Below are 16078 nucleotides of genomic sequence, written 5' to 3'. Positions count from 1 at the left end.
TATGATCGAACTATGAAAGATGGTCCCGACATCGCCCGAATCGCCGCGCTGATCGGCGATCCCGCCCGCGCCAATATGCTGGTCGCGCTGCTCAGCGGGCGCGCATTGACCGCCACCGAACTGGCGCATGAGGCCGGCGTGACCCAACAGACCGCCAGCACCCATCTGGCGCGGCTGACCGAAGGGGGACTCTTGCGGCAGGAAAAACAGGGGCGGCACAAATATCTGGCGCTGGCCAGCGACGATGTCGGGCATCTGCTGGAAACGCTGATGGGCGTTGCCGCCGGGGCTGGCCATCTGCGCAGCCGCATCGGTCCGCGCGACGCGGCGCTGCGCAAGGCGCGGATCTGTTATCGCCACCTGGCGGGCGAGATGGGGACGCAGCTTTACGACAGCCTGCAAGCGCGCGGACTTCTCGATTGCGAGGATGGTCCCCGGCTGACATCTGCCGGGCAGGGCTTCATGCGCGATTTCGGGATCGACCTCGACGGTCTGCGGCAAGGGCGTGCGCCACTATGCCGCGACTGCCTGGACTGGAGCGAGCGGCGCAAGCATCTGGCGGGCAGCCTCGGCCGCGCCTTGCTGAGCCGGATCGAGGTTCTGGGATGGGCACGCTTGCGCCCGAACAGCCGGATCGTGGAATTCTCGCGCGATGGCGAGCGTGCCTTTGCGACGTGTTTCCCGACGGCTCTGGAAACCACCTCTGGCTCGGACTAGGCTGCGCCACGCAGACAGGAGACCCGCATGAACCCGGAACTGACCCGCTGGACCGGCCCCGAGGGGCTGCCCCGTTTCGACCTGATTTCCGACGAGGATTTCGCGCCCGCATTCGAGGCCGAACTGACTGGTGCCGAGGCGGCTATGGAAAAGATCGCGGCCAATCCCGAGCCCGCGAGTTTCGCCAACACGGTTGCTGCGCTGGAGACCGCCGAAGAAGGACTGAGCCGCGTGCTGGCCATCTTCTACACGCTGGCAGGCGTGGATTCGAACCCGGAGCGCGAGGCATTGCAGCGCGATTTTGCGCCGAAATTGGCGGCGTATAACAGCAGGACCAGCATGGATCCGCGGCTTTATGCGCGGGTCAAGACGGTGGCGAAACAGGCGGAAACGCTCGCGCCCGAGGATCGGCGGATCACCGAACTGGCATTGCGCGACCTGACCCGGGCCGGGGCCGGGCTGGAGGGCGCGGCACGCGAACGGATGGCCGAAATTCGCGCGCGCATGGCGGTGTTGACCACGCAATTCGCGCAAAATGTGCTGGCCGATGAACGTGACTATGTCCTGCCGATTGCCGATGATCGCCTGGAGGGACTGCCCGACTGGCTGATCCGCGCGATGCGGGCGGCTGCGAAAGAGCGCGACCTGCCCGGGCAGATCGTGACGCTGAACCGTTCTCTGATCGTGCCATTCCTGGAACATGCGCAGGATCGAGCGCTGCGTGAACTGGCGTTCAAGGCATGGGCCGCGCGGGGGTCGGGGCAGGGCGCCGGCGGCGAGGCAACCGACAACCTGCCCATCGTCACCGAGATCCTGGCATTGCGGCACGAGTTGGCCGGCTTGCTGGGTTACGAGGATTTTGCCGCCTACAAGCTGGAACCCGAGATGGCGGGCAATGCCGGGCGGGTCGAGACCTTGCTGGGGCAGGTCTGGAAGGCGGCCCGCAAACGCGTCGCGGAAGACGAGGCGGAATTGTCGAGGCTGGCGCGGGAGGATGGCGTGAATACCGCCTTGGAGCCATGGGACTGGCGGCTCTATGCCGAGCGGTTGAGACGCATGCGTCACGACGTCGACCCGGCCGAGGTCAAGCCCTACCTGACGCTGGACGTGATGCTGGGCGCGGTGTTCGATGTGGCGCATCGCTTGTATCGGTTGGAGTTCCAGACAATCGAGGCGCCGCTCTGGTCGCCGGATGTAAAGGCATGGCGGGTGACGCGGAACGGCAAATTGATGGCGATCTTCCTGGGCGATTACTTTGCCCGGCCCGGCAAGCGTTCTGGCGCGTGGTGCTCGGCGCTGCAGGACCAGCACAAGATCGGCGAGGGGCAGCGGCCCATCGTGGTGAATGTGTGCAATTTCACCGCCCCGGATGCGCCGGGCGAGCCTGCCTTCCTGTCATGGGATGACGCCCTGACGCTGTTTCATGAATTCGGCCATGCGACCCATCAAATCCTGTCGGACGTGCATTGGCCCTCGATTTCCGGCACCTCGGTGGCGCAGGATTTCGTCGAACTGCCCAGCCAGTTATATGAACATTGGCTGGAACAGCCGCAGGTGCTGGATGCCCATGCGCGGCATTTCCGGACCAGAGAGCCGATGCCCGCCGATCTGCGCGACCGGGTCGTGGCCGCGGGCAAGGCGGATGCCGGTTTCGCAACGGTGGAATACCTGGAAAGCGCGCTGGTCGATCTGGCTTTCCACCGTGGCGATCCGCCCGCCGATCCGATGGCGCGACAGCGCGAGATCCTGGCCGGGCTGGAGGCCCCGCGAGCGATCCCGATGCGCCATGCCACTCCGCATTTCGCGCATATCTTCTCGGGCAATAGTTATGCCAGCGGATATTACAGTTACATGTGGTCGGAAGTTATGGATGCCGACGCATTTGCGGCCTTCGAGGAGGCGGGCGAAATTTTCGATCCGGGCGTGGCGCGGCGGCTGGAGGAAAATATCCTGTCGCGTGGCGGCTCTGCGCCTGCCGAGAAATTGTGGCTCGCCTTCAGGGAACGCATGCCGGGGGTTGATGCGTTGCTGAAAGGGCGTGACCTTGTCTAGAGATTTTCGGGGAGGGCGGAATATGCTGACGCGTGGGATGATGGTTCTGGGAGTGGTTCTGCTGGCCGGATGTGTCGAAGAAAGCGAACCAGTCGCAGAAATTTCTAGCGGGATTTATGATTTGAATCCCGATGGTTGCGGTGAAGAGCTTTCCTTGACCCGGCTGACCGTTTCTGGTGACAACTTCCGCTTTTACGAGTCCGCTTGCAGGATGGAACCTGTCGGGCCGGGGCCGGATGGCCTGCAGGCGCGGCTGATCTGCACCGGCGAAGGCGAAAGTTTCGAGCGCCGGGTGAACCTGCGCGCCGATGGCGATTTTCTGGATATGATGGAAGACGGTGAGAGGCGGCGTTACCACCGCTGTCCGGTGTAGCACTCGGGCCGCCACAGCAGCGTGCGTTGCATTCGGCACGGCGCGCAACACCGGATCGATTTCAGCCAGCAAATGCTGGGAAACTGCCTGCACTATGTGTGCACGGCGCGTGCACAGGCTGTACACAACCTGTACACAGCCAGCGTGCGCTGCTAAATTTTTTTGCCGCCTGAGGATGCGTCTCCGGCAGGTTGTCGCGCCTGCGTGTCGCCCGGTGAAACCCTCGGGATGGATATTTGGATGAAGAAGAAGCGGCTTTTTTGAGGCCGGTTGGTGGGGCCGGGTCACGCTGCTTGCCCAGGTCACCTGTTGCGGGTGAATTGTGCGCGGCGGCGGCGGATCAGCATATTGCCGGGTTGCCTTGCAGATGGCGGAGCTTGTCGGGGTTGCGGGTGATCCAGACGGCGGCGATCCGGCCATCCCTGATGTCGAGCGCGGTGGTCTGGACGACATCGCCGAGCTCGACCGAGACGACACCCGGCGAACCGTTGATGCGGCGCAAAGGCGGGAAGGGCTGGGACCGGACCAGTCCCTTGCGAGCGATGCCGACAAAGAACCGCGCGGCCCGGTCCTTTCCCTTGAGCACGTTCATGGCGGCGGGCACCTTGCCGCCGCCATCCGTGTGAATCTCGACCTCTTCGGTAAACAGATCCAGCAATGCCTGCATGTCGCCTCCCCGGCTGGCCTGCCAGAAAGCCTTGGTGATCTGTTGCGCATCCTGGGTCGGGATCTGCGCCGGCATCTCGGCCCCGGCGATGCGACGCCGGGCGCGTGATACCAGTTGCCGGCAGTTTTCGGGCGAGCGGCCGACAACCGTGGCGATCTCGTCGAAGGAGAAATCGAAGGCATCGCGCAGGATGAAACCGGCGCGCATCTCGGGCGTGAGCTTGTCGAGTGTCAGGATCAGCGCGATCGAGACATCCTCGGTCACGATCCAGTCCTGCTCGGCATCGGGGGCCTCGTCCTGCAGCCATGGTTCGGGCAGCCATGCGCCGATATAAGTTTCGCGGCGCCGATGTGCCGATTTCAGGAAATCGAGGCAGAGCCGCGTCACGATTGTTCCCAACCATTTGCCGGGGCTCTCGATCCTGTCGGGGCGTTGCCGCGACCAGATGATCCATGCCTGTTGCAGGATGTCTTCACTTTCGGTCACCGATCCGGTCATGCGATAGGCGAGCCCCGCCAGTCGGCGGCGCTCTGCCTGGAATATGGCCAGGTTCGGGTCAGTGCTCATCGGCCTCGTCCCGGATCGGATGGGCCGATCTGAACCCGACGGCAAAGCGGTTCCAGGCATTGATCGTGGTGATGATCAGGGTCAGTTCCGTGCATTCGCGTTCGCTGAAAGCGGCGGCCAGCGCCTGATAATCGGCATCGGGCGCGCCGGTCGCCTCGATCCGGGTCAGTGCATCGCACCAGCCAAGCGCCGCCCGTTCCCGCGCATCGAAGGCCGGGCTTTCGCGCCATGCGGCCAGAACATCAAGCTGCTGCTGTGTGATTCCGGCCTCGCGGGCATCGGGTGCATGCATGTCGAGGCAATAGGCGCAGCTATTGATCTGTGACGCACGCATCTTCATCAGCGTGCGCAGCCGGGTCGGGATCGAAAGCTCCCTGGTCGAGTTTTCAAGGGCGACCAGCGGTTTCATCGCATCGGGGGCGGCCTTGAAATATTCCATGCGTGTCGTGGTCATCTCGTCTTCCTCATGTTTGGTTTACATGAAGAAGACGAGGCAGGCCCGCGCTTTGTGACAGATCCGGTTTGAAAATCCGTCTGGCTTCGGCTTACTCGCGGATTTCGTCGGGATCCACGCCCCAGATCGACGGCTTGGGGACCCAGCCCCGCTCGCCTCCGCCGGAGATCTGGCACCAGTCGGGATTGCATTCGTTCAGGCGCACGATTGCACCGGATTCCGCCCGTGCGACAACATCGGAATCGGCATTGGGGCGGGTGCGCAGCTCGGCCATGTCCTCGGTGACGATGGCGGTGCGGACGCCCGACAAGAGCGCGTAATGCACCCAGCCACCCGCGCCGTCCTTGTCCTCGACCCGGCGCCAATGGCCGAATTCGGCGACCACGCGCAATGGCATCCCGGCATGGCGGAAGACCCAATCGATGCGATGCGAGAGGCTGGGACCGCGGCGTGCATTGCCCTCGCTGCCCTTGAGGCTGACATAGCGGGGAATCGGCAGGTTGGTGACCGGACCGCGCTGCTGGGCCGAATTGCGGCTGATCTGCGCATCCGCCGAGAGGCTGTTCTGGACCAATATGACATTGGGGTCCTGCATGTGATTGCCGCCGCCTTGCCCGGCACTTCCCCCGAAGGTCATCTGGCCTGTCACCAATGCTGCCAGCGTCAGACCGATTACTGCGCCATTCCTGAAAACCGCCCGCTTCGTCATCCGTTTTCCGTTCCTGCCTGACCGACTGCCCGGCCTTCATGATTATGGGCCGATAATCCCGTGTCGCCGCCCGTATTCGGCGGCTGGCGGCGGGGCCCGGCCTTTCAGGGGTCTTGTGCCTGCCCCTCAACGCGGGCAGTTTGCCAAAAGCCGCACCGCATTGGAAGTGCGCCACCGACACGGTTTCGAGAAAGTGAGGCAATCATGCACCCAACCAGCCCGACCTCGGCTCGCCCGAAACTGCGGGTCACCGTTTCCCGCCGCCTGCCGGAACCCATCGAGACCCGGATGAAGGAGCTTTTCGATGTCGTCCTGCGCGAGGATGACCGCAAGATGAGCCGGGAGGAACTGGTCGCCGCGATGAAGAACAGCGATGTGCTGGTGCCGACGGTCACCGACCAGATCGACGCCAGTATGCTGGCGCAGGCCGGAGAGCGTCTGAAGCTGATCGCGAATTACGGCGCCGGGGTGGACCATATCGATGTCATGTCGGCCCGGCAGCGTGGGGTGCTGGTATCGAACACGCCCGGTGTCGTGACCGAAGACACCGCCGATATGACCATGGCGCTGATCCTTGCCGTGACCCGCCGCATTCCCGAAGGCCTGGCCGAGATGCAGGCAGGACGTTGGGGCGGATGGGCGCCGACCGCGCATCTGGGCGGGCGCGTCGGCGGTCGGCGGCTTGGTATCCTTGGCATGGGCAGGATCGGGCAGGCGGTGGCGCGGCGGGCCAATGTCTTCGGGATGCAGGTGCACTACCACAACCGCAAGCGCCTGCGCCCCGAAATCGAAGAGGAATTGCAGGCGACCTATTGGGAAAGCCTGGACCAGATGCTGGCGCGGATGGATATCGTCAGCGTGAACGCACCACACACGCCCTCGACCTTCCATCTGATGAACGCCCGGCGGCTGAAGCTGATGAAGCCGACCGCCGTCGTCGTGAATACCTCGCGCGGGGAGGTGATCGACGAGAACGCCCTGACCCGGATGCTGCGCGCCGGAGAGATCGCCGGGGCGGGGCTGGACGTGTTCGAACATGGGCACGAGATCAATCCGCGTCTGCGCGAACTGTCCAACGTGGTCCTGCTGCCGCATATGGGCTCGGCCACGGTCGAGGGGCGCAACGAGATGGGCGAGAAGGTCATCATCAATGTCAAGACATATGCCGATGGGCATCGGCCGCCCGACCTGGTCGTGCCGAGCATGTTGTAGGCGGCGGGACGGAGGCAGCAGATGATCGACCGCGATGACCGGCCCGCCGGTTCGGCCCGTATGGCCGTATCGGCATTGTTCTTCGCCAATGGGCTGATGATCGGCAGTTGGGCGCCCAAGCTGCCGGCACTGATGGCACGGCTTGGGATCAGCGAGGGCACCGCGGGAATGGTGGTGCTGATGCTGGGGCTTGGGTCGCTGCTGGTGATGCCGGTTTTCGGTGCGATGACGGCGCGGCATGGATCGGCGCGGGCCGTGCGGATCTCGGCGCTTCTGGCGCTACCGATTCTGTTGCTGATGTCACTGGCTCCAAACCTGCTGCTGGTGGCGGCTACGGTCCTGCTTTTCGGCGGTTTCCTGGGCGGCATGGATGTGGCGATGAATGCCAATGCAGTCGCGGTCGAGCGTGCGCGCCGCCGGGCGATCATGTCCTCTTGCCACGGGTTTTGGAGTCTTGGCGGCGTGGTCGGAGCAGGGCTGGGGGGCATGGCGCTGTCCAGCCTGGGAGAGCTGGGCCACGCACTGCTTGCAACGCTGATTTTCGGTGCCGTGCTAGGCTTTGCGCTGCCGAGGATGCTGCGCGACGCACCAGATGCGCGCGAGGCCAAGGCGCCGCTGAGACTGCCGCGCTCGCCGCTGCCCTATATCATCGGTTTCATGGCGCTGTGCTGCATGGTGCCCGAGGGCGCCATCCTCGATTGGGCGGCGGTCTATCTGCAACGCGAGATGGGGGCGTCGCTTTCGCTGGCGGGCTGGGGCTTTGCAGCCTGCGCGGCGACCATGGCGGTGATGCGTTTCCTGGGCGATATCTTGCGGCAAAAACTAGGCGCGGTCAGCATGTTACGGATCAGTGCTGTGGTGGCTATCGCGGGCCTTGGCATCGCCGGTATGGCCTCGGGGCCGGTAATGGCGATCATCGGATTCGGTTTCGCGGGTCTGGGCATCGCCAACCTCGTGCCAATCGCCTTTTCCGCAGCCGGAAACCTGCCCCTGCTGGCACCGGGGGTCGGGCTCGCGGTGGTGACGATGATGGGTTATTCCGGCATCCTGCTGGCTCCGGGAAGCATCGGGTTCCTGGCCGAGAAAATGAGCTTTTCCAGCATTTATCTTGGCCTCGCCGGGCTGCTGATCGTGCCCTTGCTGCTGTCGCCGCTGGCACGGACGGCAGAATTCAACGACGAAGAAGAGGTCGCCTCGGCGGCTTGAGGGCCGGCGCGTGCAACGGGGCCGTGCGTTGCATCGGTGACATCGCGCAACGCGGAAGCGGCCTGACACGGAAAATGCCGGGTTTCGGGCCGCACAGCGCGTACACCGGATGTGCACAGCCTGTACACAGGGCGTACACAGCCTGCGCAGGTTGCGTGGATGACGCCACGTCAAATCCTGCTTTTCCGTAAAGAGACGGTTTCGCGGGGGTTAACGGCAATAGGCCGGATGAACCTCCACAAGCGATCCCTTCAGGACATCTGCCCTCATGCCGGATGAGGGCCGGAATGCGTTTTTCGGCTCGAAGTGAGGAATCATCCTCGCAACTGTTCCGTATTCCGAACAGGTCGGGGGAAGAAAATGCTGTGCCCGACTGGAAAACAGTTGCGACATGTTGTCCATGCGCGGGATCAATCTGGTTAATAGGTTAACAATCATGCCATCTTTTTATACCATCGACAAATATTCCATTTACACCAATATGATCTGGGATCCCGCTCTGGAAGCTGGCGGCCAGGTGCGGGGGGTGACATTCGGTGTTCAGGGTCTTGCCCAGGGCGATCACGAGGCATTCATTGCCCGTCAGTTTGGAGATCGCGATGATCAATATCCTGCAAGTGTGATCAACAACTACGATAACGAAGCCTCTCGTTATCATCTGAATGGCACAGACAGTGGTGCACTTTCGGACGTCTTGGGCTTGAGCAGCCCGGCTTTCGGGGATCAATCCGGTCGTCTTGACAAGATCTACAATGTCGACAAGTTCACCGTCACGCTGGAAGACGGGACGGTCCTGTCACAGGACGATCTTCCGGCCGGCCTGCAAATCAGAACCCTGGATAACGGGAATGTCTGGGTGGACGTTCCGGACACCTGGCTGGACGCGGGCGGAGATATGCGGATTGCCAGCATCCGCATCGCGCCGGACGCGGCACTGACAAGCGCACCGTTTTCGGAATGGCTTCTCTATGACGGGATTCCCGATAACGACCCCGAACCGGTCGTCTGTTTCACCATCGGTACGCTGATCGAGACCGATCAGGGCAACAAGCCGGTCGAGGAATTGGCGGTCGGCGACCTGATCTGCACCATGGATGACGGTTACCAGCCGATTCGCTGGATCGGCTCGACCAGGCGGGATGCCGTGGATCTTTTCCATGAGCCGAAATTACGTCCAGTTCGTATCCGGGTAGGCGCGTTGGGGAACGGGCTGCCGAAGCGGGACCTGATGGTCAGTCGGCAGCACCGGGTCCTAGTCAAGTCGAAGATCGCCCAGCGGATGTTCGGAGCCGAGGAAATCCTGGTCCCGGCCAACAAGCTGATCGGGCTGCCCGGAATCGGTATCGCGGATGACATCGACGATGTGACCTATTTCCACATTCTCTTCGACAGGCATCAGGTGATCTTTTCCGAGGACGCGCCGACCGAAAGCCTGTTCACTGGGCCGGAGGCGCTGAAAAGCGTCCCGCGCGAGGCGCGGAAGGAGATCGAGACGCTGTTTCCCGAAATCACCGATCCGGATTTCACGACTGAACCGGCGCGGGTGATTCCGGGAAAGGGCATGGAAATCAAAAAGCTGATCGCGCAGCACCAGAAGCATGACATGCCGCTTCTGAACGGCTGACCGGAACCGCCATCGCCTTGATCTCTCCGGGCGATGGCGTCCCGTCCGGCCCCGCGCTCCCCGTTTTGGGGTCGGACGGAATTTGCCGCAAGCCAGACGTAAATGCCCGGCAGGTTTCCTACCTGTAAACCTGTCCGTCCCCCGGAAAGCTGCCGTCGCGGACGGCTCTCGCATAGGCGGCGATGGCCTCCTCGCTCTGGGGACCGAGATCGCCGAATTTGCGCACGAAACGCGGCACGCGCCCGGACAGGCCCAGCATGTCGTCCAGCACGAGGATCTGCCCGTCGCAGCGTTTCGAGGCACCGATGCCGATGGTCGGCACCGGGACGGCTTCGGTGATGCGGTCGGCAAGCGCCTCCATCACGCCCTCGACGACGATGCTGAAGGCGCCGGCCTCGGCCACGGCCTGTGCATCGGCGATATGGGCGGGCCAGTCGGATTCGTCGCGGCCCTGGGTCTTGAAGCCGCCCATCGTGTTGGTCGCCTGCGGGGTCAGGCCGACATGGCCCATGACCGGGATGCCGCGCTCGGTCAGGAAGCGGATGGTCTCGGCCATGCGGGCGCCACCCTCGAGCTTGACGGCGCCGGCGCCGGTCTCGGCCATGATCCGGGCGGCGTTGCGGAATGCCTGTTCGGGGCTTTCCTCGTAGCTGCCGAAGGGCATGTCGATCACCACCAGCGCCCGCTGGCTGCCGCGCATGACGGCCTGTCCATGCATGATCATCATCTCGAGCGTGACGCCGATGGTCGAGGACAGGCCATGCACCACCATACCGAGACTGTCGCCGACAAGGATCACCTCGGCATGCCTATCGACCATGGCGGCCATCGGCGCGGTATAGGCGGTCAGCGAGACGATGGGCGTGCCGCCCTTGCGAATGGCGATTTCGGGCGTGGTGATACGCTTGATCGGGGCTTGTGCGGACATGCGGGCCTCTTCAGGGATGCGCGACGCGTTGGTCGATCAGCAGCACATCGCCGAAGCGGACGGCCAGCAGGATCACCACGGGGCGGTCGATACGGTTGATCCGCGACAGGTCGGAAGCGTCACGGATATCGATAGAGCGCGTCTCGCCGCGCGGCTCATTGTTCAGAACGCCGCGGATCTCGCGGCGCAGCGCGGTGAGGGTAACGCCGTCCGCCACCATTTCCTGCGCGCGGTCGAGGGCGCGGTTCAGCACCGGGGCGGCTGCCCTGTCCTGCGGGGTCAGGCGGAGATTGCGCGAGGACATGGCGAGCCCGTCCGCCTCGCGCACCGTGGGCACGGGGATGATCTGGACCGGCATGTCCAGATCGCCGACCATCTGCCGGATGATGGTGAGCTGTTGGTAATCCTTTTCACCGAAACTCGCGGCATCGCAGCGGGTGATGTTGAACAGCTTGGTCACCACCGTGGTCACGCCGCGGAAATGTCCGGGGCGCAGCCGCCCGATCAGCATCCGCGACAAGCCCGTGGCTTCGACGATGGTCTGTGTGCCGGGGGGATAGATATCCTCGACCGTGGGCAGGAAGACCGCGTCGACACCCGCCTGCCGCAACAGCGCCAGGTCGTTTTCCTCGTCGCGGGGATATTTGTCGAGATCCTCGTTCGGGCCGAATTGCGTCGGATTCACGAAGATCGAGGTCACCAGCCGCCCGCCGCCCTGTGCCTTCAGCCAGTCGCGCGCGCGGGCGACCAATGTCATGTGGCCGTCATGCAGCGCCCCCATGGTGGGCACCAGCGCGATGCGCTGCCCCTCGGCCCGCCACGCATCCGCGCATTCGCGCATGGCCTGCTTGCTGCGGCAAATCTGCATTCTGCTTGTCCTCCTCCCGCGGGATGGGGCTCAAACTAGCCTTCGGACCGCGTTCAGTGCAAGCGCTGCGATGCAGCATGTCGTTTTTTGCTGCCAATGGTCGGGCCAATGGGACCGTTCGGAATTTGCTCTGGCACTAACGGGGAACATTCGGGGCCAGAGGAGTCGCTAGCCATGAAGTCGCATGTGAAGGTTCTAGTCGTCGGGGGCGGCGCGGTCGGTTGCGGGATCGCCCTGCATCTGGCCCGCGCCGGGTGGGAGACGCTGCTGGTCGAGCGTGACGAGCTGACATCGGGCTCGACATGGCACGCAGCCGGGCTGCTGCCATTGTTCAACATGGGATATGCGACCAGCCATATCCATGATTATTCGGTCAAGCTGTATGCCGGGCTGGAAGCCGAGACGGGGCTGAATGCCGGGTTCACCCGTTGCGGCAACCTGCGCATGGCGCAGACGCAGGAGCGGATGGATGAATATATGCTCTATTCCTCGACCGCCGAAACGGTGGGGATCGAGCATGAGTTCCTGACCCCCGCCCAGATCAAGGAACGCTGGCCTCTGGTCCGGACCGAGGATCTGAAGGGCGCGATCTTCCATCCCACCGATGGCTATATCAACCCCGCCGATGTGACCCAGGCCATGGCCAAGGGCGCGCGGATGGCAGGCTGTTCCATCGAGCGCAAGATCCAGGTGAACGGTTATCAGTGGACCGGTTCCGAATGGATCGTCACCTGCGAGAAGATGGGCGAGAAGGGCGGCAACCTGGTTCCCACCGGGGAACTGTTCGAGATTCGGGCCGAGCATGTGGTGACGGCGACCGGCAACCATGCGCAGCGCACCGCGCGTCTGCTTGGGGTGCGGATTCCGGCGATCCCAGTCGAGCATCAGTTCATCGTCACCGAAAAGGATCCGGCGCTGATCAAGTGGCGCGAGGACGGCAATCCCGAGCATCCGGTGCTGCGCGATGCCGATGCCAAATGGTATGTGCGCGAGGAACGCGGCGGCTGGATCATGGGGCCATATGAGCGGAACGCTCCGGCGCGCTTCCTTTACGACGTGCCTGAAACCTTCCGCGCCGACCTGTTCCCGCTGGATCTTGACCGGATCGAAGAGGAATACATGGCGATGATCCATCGGATTCCGACCTCTGAAGAGGTGGGGCTGAAGGACGATTTCAACGGTCCGATCTGCTATACGCCGGATGGCAACCCGCTGGTCGGTCCGGTGCCGGGGCTGCGCAACATGTGGCTGGCCGAAGGCTTCAGCTTTGGCATCACGGCGGCGGGCGGCACCGGCCATTACCTGGCGCAGATGATGACCGAGGGCGAGGCCGAGATCGACATGGCATCGCTGGACCCGCGCCGCTTCGGCCGCTGGATGACCACGGAATATGCCGCGCGCAAGAACGAAGAGGCCTATGACCACGTCTATATCCTGCACCACCCCGACGAAGAGCGTCCGGCCTGTCGCCCCTTGCGCTGTGCTCCGTCCTATGACCGGCTGAAGGCGCGAGGCGCGCAGTTCGGCTGCGTGAACGGTTGGGAACGGCCGAATTATTTCGGCCCGGTGGATGCGCCGGACAATTTCGACCATGATGCGCGCAGCTTCCGCCGGGGCGGCTGGTGGCAATATGCCAAATCCGAGGCCGAGGCGGTCCGGAACGCGGCGGGCCTGATCGACGCGACGGCATTCGCCAAGCATATGGTGACCGGGCCGGGGGCGACTGCCTTTCTTGATTGGCTGACCACCAACAAGCTGCCCAAGGTCGGACGCATCAACCTGACCTATGCGCTGACCGAGACGGGGACCACGCGCACCGAATACACGATCGTGCGGCGCGCCGAGAATGACTATTACCTTGTCTCGGCGGGCGCATGGGCGGATTACGATCAGGACAACCTGCTGAAATCGGCCGAGGACTTCATGGCCGCGGGCGGCGAATTCGTCCATACTCAGGACGTGACCTCGCAATGGGGCGTGTTCGCTATCGCCGGGCCTGCTTCGCGCGATGTGCTGGCCAGGTTGATTCGCGATGCAACGCCGGAAACCGCCTTGTCGAACAAGCGTTTCCCGTGGCTTTCCTCGAAGCGGATCGAACTGGACATGGTGCCGGTTCAGGCTATCCGGGTCGCCTATACCGGCGAATTGGGATGGGAGCTGCATCACCCGATCGAGATGCAGAACCGCCTGTTCGACCGGTTGATGGAGGCGGGAGAGCCCTTGGGGCTGAAGCTGGTCGGCATGCGCGCGCAGAACTGGCTACGGCAAGAGAAATCCTATCGCGCCTTTGGCAACGAACTGGGCCGCGACGCGACTCCGCTTGAAGCCGGGCTGGACCGGTTTGTCGATCTGTCCAAGGATTTCAAGGGCAAAGCGGCGATGGAGGCTGCGGGCATCCGATCCAAATGCGTCACGCTGCTGATCGACGGGCCAGAGGATGCCGATCCCTGGGGGCGCGAGGCGCTGTTCGCGGATGGCGAAAAGGTCGGACGACTGACCTCGGGCGGCTATTCCGTGGCGTTCGGCAAGCAGATCGGCATGGGCTATGTCCGCCCCGATCTGGCCGAGCCGGGCACCCGGCTGAAGGTCCGCATGTTCCGCGAATTCTGGGATGCCGAGGTGGCCGAGGACAGCCCCTATGATCCGCAGAACGCCCGTATCCGGGTGGATGGATAACACCGGGGCAGGGCGGTCGCGTCGTTTCGCGGCTGCCCTGCCCATTCCTCAATGATCCGGAATGGACGGCCTGACGCGTTTCGGATATGCGTCAGCGGCTTGGCGTTTCATTGCCGTTCCCAATGAGTTTCCCCACATTTTCGATATGCTGCCGGGCGAGTCCGGTGATTTCGGCCTCGCTCATATCATCGGATTGCGACCAGCTACGGATGGCGTGGCCCAATGCATGTGAAACAAGCTCTGCCAGCAGTTCCGCCTCTGGCCGCGCCGCCTCGCCCAAGCGGGATGTGACAAGGCTGACGATCTGACCGGCGAGATTTCGAAGCGAGGCCTGAAAGATCGGGACCAGTTCGGGAGACCGTTCCAGCAAGGTGCTGATTAGCCTGATCGTCTCGCGGCTTAGATGACCATCGTCAAGATGGCGGCTGAGGACCTCAAACAGGTCATCCATGAGCGGCCCTGAGGCCTGTTCAAACCAGTCGATGATCTCGGGGTCGATTTCCGGGCGCCTGCCGACCAGCGCGGCCTCCTTGTTCGCATAATAGTTGAAGAAGGTGCGCAGGCTGACCCCGGCCTCTGCCGCGATCATCTCGGTCGTTACCGCCTCGAACCCCTCGCGCAACGCAAGCCGCAGTGTGGCCGATTGGATCTCGTGCCCGGTTTGCAGGCGGCGGCGATCACGAAGCGTTGAGGAAGCGGGCATCGGCTGGCATTTCCATGATTTCACTTAAAGCAATCATTGCACACCATGCAAATTTATGCAAGGAGCCCGATTAATCAAGCTCCGCATCGCGGCGGGCTGCTCTTTATCCGGGATGACCAATGATGCCTGATATTCGTCACACGATCCGCCTTGCGGCCGTCGCGCTGCTGGCATTCGCTTCCGCAGCCTCCGCGCAGGAAGGCGCGCCGCCCAAGCAGGTCGGTGTGGTCGAGATCACTTCGCAGCCGGTGCCTCGGGTCGTGACCTTGCCGGGGCGGGCGGTATCGGGGGCCGAGGCGGCAATCCGGCCTCGTGTCGGGGGAATCATCATCGAGATCCTCTACGATGCGGGCCGCCCGCTGGAGCAAGGCGATCCGATGTTTCGCATCGACGCGACCACATACGAGGCCAATCTGAGCAGTGCCGAGGCGGATGTGGCCTCTGCAAGAGCGTCTGTGACCGAGGCGGAATCGGCCTATGAGCGGACCGAGCGGCTGCAGGGGTCGGGAACCACGCTGGCGCAGGTCGAGGCCTCGCGGGCGACGCTGGAACAGGCCCGGGCCTCGCTGCAATCGGCGCAGGCTGCTTTGAGTCTGGCGCAGGCAGAGCTTGATTGGACCACGGTGACCAGCCCCATCGCCGGTATGGCCAGCGTGGCCGGGGTGTCGGTGGGCGATCTGGTGACGGCCGGGCAGGCCGAGGCAATGGCCACTGTGACGCGGCTGGACCCGATCGAGGTGGACATGTACGAGCCCTCGGCCCGGATGCTGTCGGTCATCAGCGACATCACCGAGGGACGCTTGCAAATGAACGAAAAGCTGCGCGCGACGCTGACACTGGAGACCGGTCAGACCTACGAGGCGACCGGCGAGTTGGTGGCGCCGGGTTTCAGCGTATCGACCTCGACCGGAGCGGTGGATACACGGTTTCGTTTCGACAATCCGCGCAACCTGCTGCTGCCGGGGATGTTCGTCCGCGGGCAGGTGGAACTGGGCACGGTCCGGGCATTCCTGGTATCGCAATCGGCAACGACGCGCGACCGCACCGGCAAGCTGACCGCATGGGTGATCGAGGATGGCAAGGCCATGCGCCGCGAATTGACCGATGATGGCACATGGCAGTATCACTGGATCGTCACCGACGGTCTGGAAGAGGGCGACCTGCTGGCGGTGGACGGGCTGACCGGCCTCAGCGAAGGCATGGAAGTCGCCACGGTTCCCGTCACTTTCGACGAAAACGGCGTAGTGCGCGAGGTCGAGGCCCCGGCAGGGGATGATCCCTCGGCGGACACCGACGACACACCGGCGACGGAGTAAGCCCAT

The 16078-nt window shown here is 63.6% G+C and carries 14 protein-coding genes; 8 read left to right on the top strand and 6 right to left on the bottom strand.

Annotated elements, in window-relative coordinates:
- The first annotated feature begins 12 nt into the window (after positions 1-12).
- Genes JHX88_RS09285 through JHX88_RS09275 form a run of 3 tightly spaced genes read left to right on the top strand, consistent with a single transcriptional unit; the run spans position 13 to position 3142 of the window.
- Positions 13-717: an ArsR/SmtB family transcription factor gene (locus JHX88_RS09285; RefSeq protein WP_076524458.1), complete on the top strand. Its 705-nt coding sequence runs from the start codon at positions 13-15 to the stop codon at positions 715-717.
- A 27-nt stretch (positions 718-744) separates the two neighbouring features.
- Positions 745-2769 (top strand): M3 family metallopeptidase, encoded by a 2025-nt coding sequence (locus JHX88_RS09280; protein WP_076524460.1) that lies wholly within the window; start codon positions 745-747, stop codon positions 2767-2769.
- A gap of 22 nt (positions 2770-2791) precedes the next feature.
- Positions 2792-3142, top strand: a complete 351-nt coding sequence (locus tag JHX88_RS09275; RefSeq protein WP_076524462.1) for a hypothetical protein — start codon at positions 2792-2794, stop codon at positions 3140-3142.
- Positions 3143-3482: 340 nt separating this feature from the next.
- Here JHX88_RS09275 and sigJ read toward each other — a convergent pair whose 3' ends face one another.
- From sigJ to JHX88_RS09260, 3 genes are all read right to left on the bottom strand, one after another.
- Complete coding sequence (gene sigJ, locus JHX88_RS09270; RefSeq protein ID WP_076524464.1) at positions 3483-4376, bottom strand: RNA polymerase sigma factor SigJ; 894 nt, start codon at positions 4374-4376, stop codon at positions 3483-3485.
- Entirely contained in the window at positions 4366-4830 is a 465-nt protein-coding gene (locus JHX88_RS09265) for a carboxymuconolactone decarboxylase family protein (protein ID WP_272848230.1), read from the bottom strand. The genes sigJ and JHX88_RS09265 overlap by 11 nt, the downstream gene beginning before the upstream one ends.
- Positions 4831-4921: 91 nt before the next feature.
- Positions 4922-5539, bottom strand: coding sequence for an SH3 domain-containing protein (locus tag JHX88_RS09260; RefSeq protein WP_419182364.1), 618 nt, complete (start codon positions 5537-5539; stop codon positions 4922-4924).
- A 204-nt stretch (positions 5540-5743) separates the two neighbouring features.
- Between JHX88_RS09260 and JHX88_RS09255 the strand changes: the two genes are divergently transcribed.
- The 3 genes from JHX88_RS09255 to JHX88_RS09245 all read left to right on the top strand — a co-directional run bounded on the left by JHX88_RS09255 (position 5744) and on the right by JHX88_RS09245 (position 9581).
- A complete protein-coding gene (locus JHX88_RS09255) occupies positions 5744-6751 on the top strand; it encodes a 2-hydroxyacid dehydrogenase (RefSeq protein WP_076524465.1) in 1008 nt (335 codons plus the stop codon).
- A gap of 21 nt (positions 6752-6772) precedes the next feature.
- On the top strand, positions 6773-7957 hold the full coding sequence (locus JHX88_RS09250; RefSeq protein WP_076524467.1) for an MFS transporter: 1185 nt from the start codon (positions 6773-6775) through the stop codon (positions 7955-7957).
- Between the two features lie 436 nt (positions 7958-8393).
- The gene (locus JHX88_RS09245) at positions 8394-9581 is read left to right on the top strand and encodes a Hint domain-containing protein (protein WP_272848229.1); all 1188 of its coding nucleotides are present in this window, start codon (positions 8394-8396) and stop codon (positions 9579-9581) included.
- A 118-nt stretch (positions 9582-9699) separates the two neighbouring features.
- On the opposite strand, the gene panB is transcribed toward JHX88_RS09245, so the two are convergent.
- Positions 9700-10509, bottom strand: a complete 810-nt coding sequence (gene panB / locus JHX88_RS09240; RefSeq protein ID WP_076524469.1) for a 3-methyl-2-oxobutanoate hydroxymethyltransferase — start codon at positions 10507-10509, stop codon at positions 9700-9702.
- Positions 10510-10519: 10 nt separating this feature from the next.
- Positions 10520-11377 carry a pantoate--beta-alanine ligase gene (panC, locus tag JHX88_RS09235; RefSeq protein ID WP_076524471.1) on the bottom strand — a complete coding sequence of 286 codons (858 nt, stop codon included), beginning with the start codon at positions 11375-11377 and terminating at the stop codon, positions 10520-10522.
- Positions 11378-11551: 174 nt separating this feature from the next.
- On the opposite strand from panC, the gene JHX88_RS09230 reads away from it, so the two are divergent.
- Complete coding sequence (locus JHX88_RS09230) at positions 11552-14053, top strand: GcvT family protein (protein ID WP_076524473.1); 2502 nt, start codon at positions 11552-11554, stop codon at positions 14051-14053.
- A 91-nt stretch (positions 14054-14144) separates the two neighbouring features.
- Here the strand turns inward: JHX88_RS09230 and JHX88_RS09225 are convergent, their stop codons facing one another.
- Positions 14145-14756, bottom strand: coding sequence for a TetR/AcrR family transcriptional regulator (locus tag JHX88_RS09225; protein WP_076524475.1), 612 nt, complete (start codon positions 14754-14756; stop codon positions 14145-14147).
- 119 nt (positions 14757-14875) lie between these two features.
- Between JHX88_RS09225 and JHX88_RS09220 the strand changes: the two genes are divergently transcribed.
- A complete protein-coding gene (locus tag JHX88_RS09220; protein WP_272848228.1) occupies positions 14876-16072 on the top strand; it encodes an efflux RND transporter periplasmic adaptor subunit in 1197 nt (398 codons plus the stop codon).
- Positions 16073-16078 lie beyond the last annotated feature (6 nt).

Source organism: Paracoccus saliphilus (assembly GCF_028553805.1).
Lineage (GTDB): Bacteria > Pseudomonadota > Alphaproteobacteria > Rhodobacterales > Rhodobacteraceae > Paracoccus > Paracoccus saliphilus.
Note: the sequence above shows the minus strand (reverse complement) of the source record. Positions and strands in the feature narration are given on the sequence as shown.

Bases quoted from the DNA above. Each gene is read 5' to 3' on its own strand.
- JHX88_RS09245 (WP_272848229.1), top strand. From the start codon at position 8,394: ATGCCATCTTTTTATACCATCGACAAATATTCCATTTACACCAATATG.
- JHX88_RS09250 (WP_076524467.1), top strand. From the start codon at position 6,773: ATGATCGACCGCGATGACCGGCCCGCCGGTTCGGCCCGTATGGCCGTA.
- JHX88_RS09260 (WP_419182364.1), bottom strand. From the start codon at position 5,539: ATGACGAAGCGGGCGGTTTTCAGGAATGGCGCAGTAATCGGTCTGACG.
- JHX88_RS09255 (WP_076524465.1), top strand. From the start codon at position 5,744: ATGCACCCAACCAGCCCGACCTCGGCTCGCCCGAAACTGCGGGTCACC.
- panB (WP_076524469.1), bottom strand. From the start codon at position 10,509: ATGTCCGCACAAGCCCCGATCAAGCGTATCACCACGCCCGAAATCGCC.
- panC (WP_076524471.1), bottom strand. From the start codon at position 11,377: ATGCAGATTTGCCGCAGCAAGCAGGCCATGCGCGAATGCGCGGATGCG.
- JHX88_RS09220 (WP_272848228.1), top strand. From the start codon at position 14,876: ATGATGCCTGATATTCGTCACACGATCCGCCTTGCGGCCGTCGCGCTG.
- sigJ (WP_076524464.1), bottom strand. From the start codon at position 4,376: ATGAGCACTGACCCGAACCTGGCCATATTCCAGGCAGAGCGCCGCCGA.
- JHX88_RS09225 (WP_076524475.1), bottom strand. From the start codon at position 14,756: ATGCCCGCTTCCTCAACGCTTCGTGATCGCCGCCGCCTGCAAACCGGG.
- JHX88_RS09265 (WP_272848230.1), bottom strand. From the start codon at position 4,830: ATGACCACGACACGCATGGAATATTTCAAGGCCGCCCCCGATGCGATG.
- JHX88_RS09280 (WP_076524460.1), top strand. From the start codon at position 745: ATGAACCCGGAACTGACCCGCTGGACCGGCCCCGAGGGGCTGCCCCGT.
- JHX88_RS09230 (WP_076524473.1), top strand. From the start codon at position 11,552: ATGAAGTCGCATGTGAAGGTTCTAGTCGTCGGGGGCGGCGCGGTCGGT.
- JHX88_RS09285 (WP_076524458.1), top strand. From the start codon at position 13: ATGAAAGATGGTCCCGACATCGCCCGAATCGCCGCGCTGATCGGCGAT.
- JHX88_RS09275 (WP_076524462.1), top strand. From the start codon at position 2,792: ATGCTGACGCGTGGGATGATGGTTCTGGGAGTGGTTCTGCTGGCCGGA.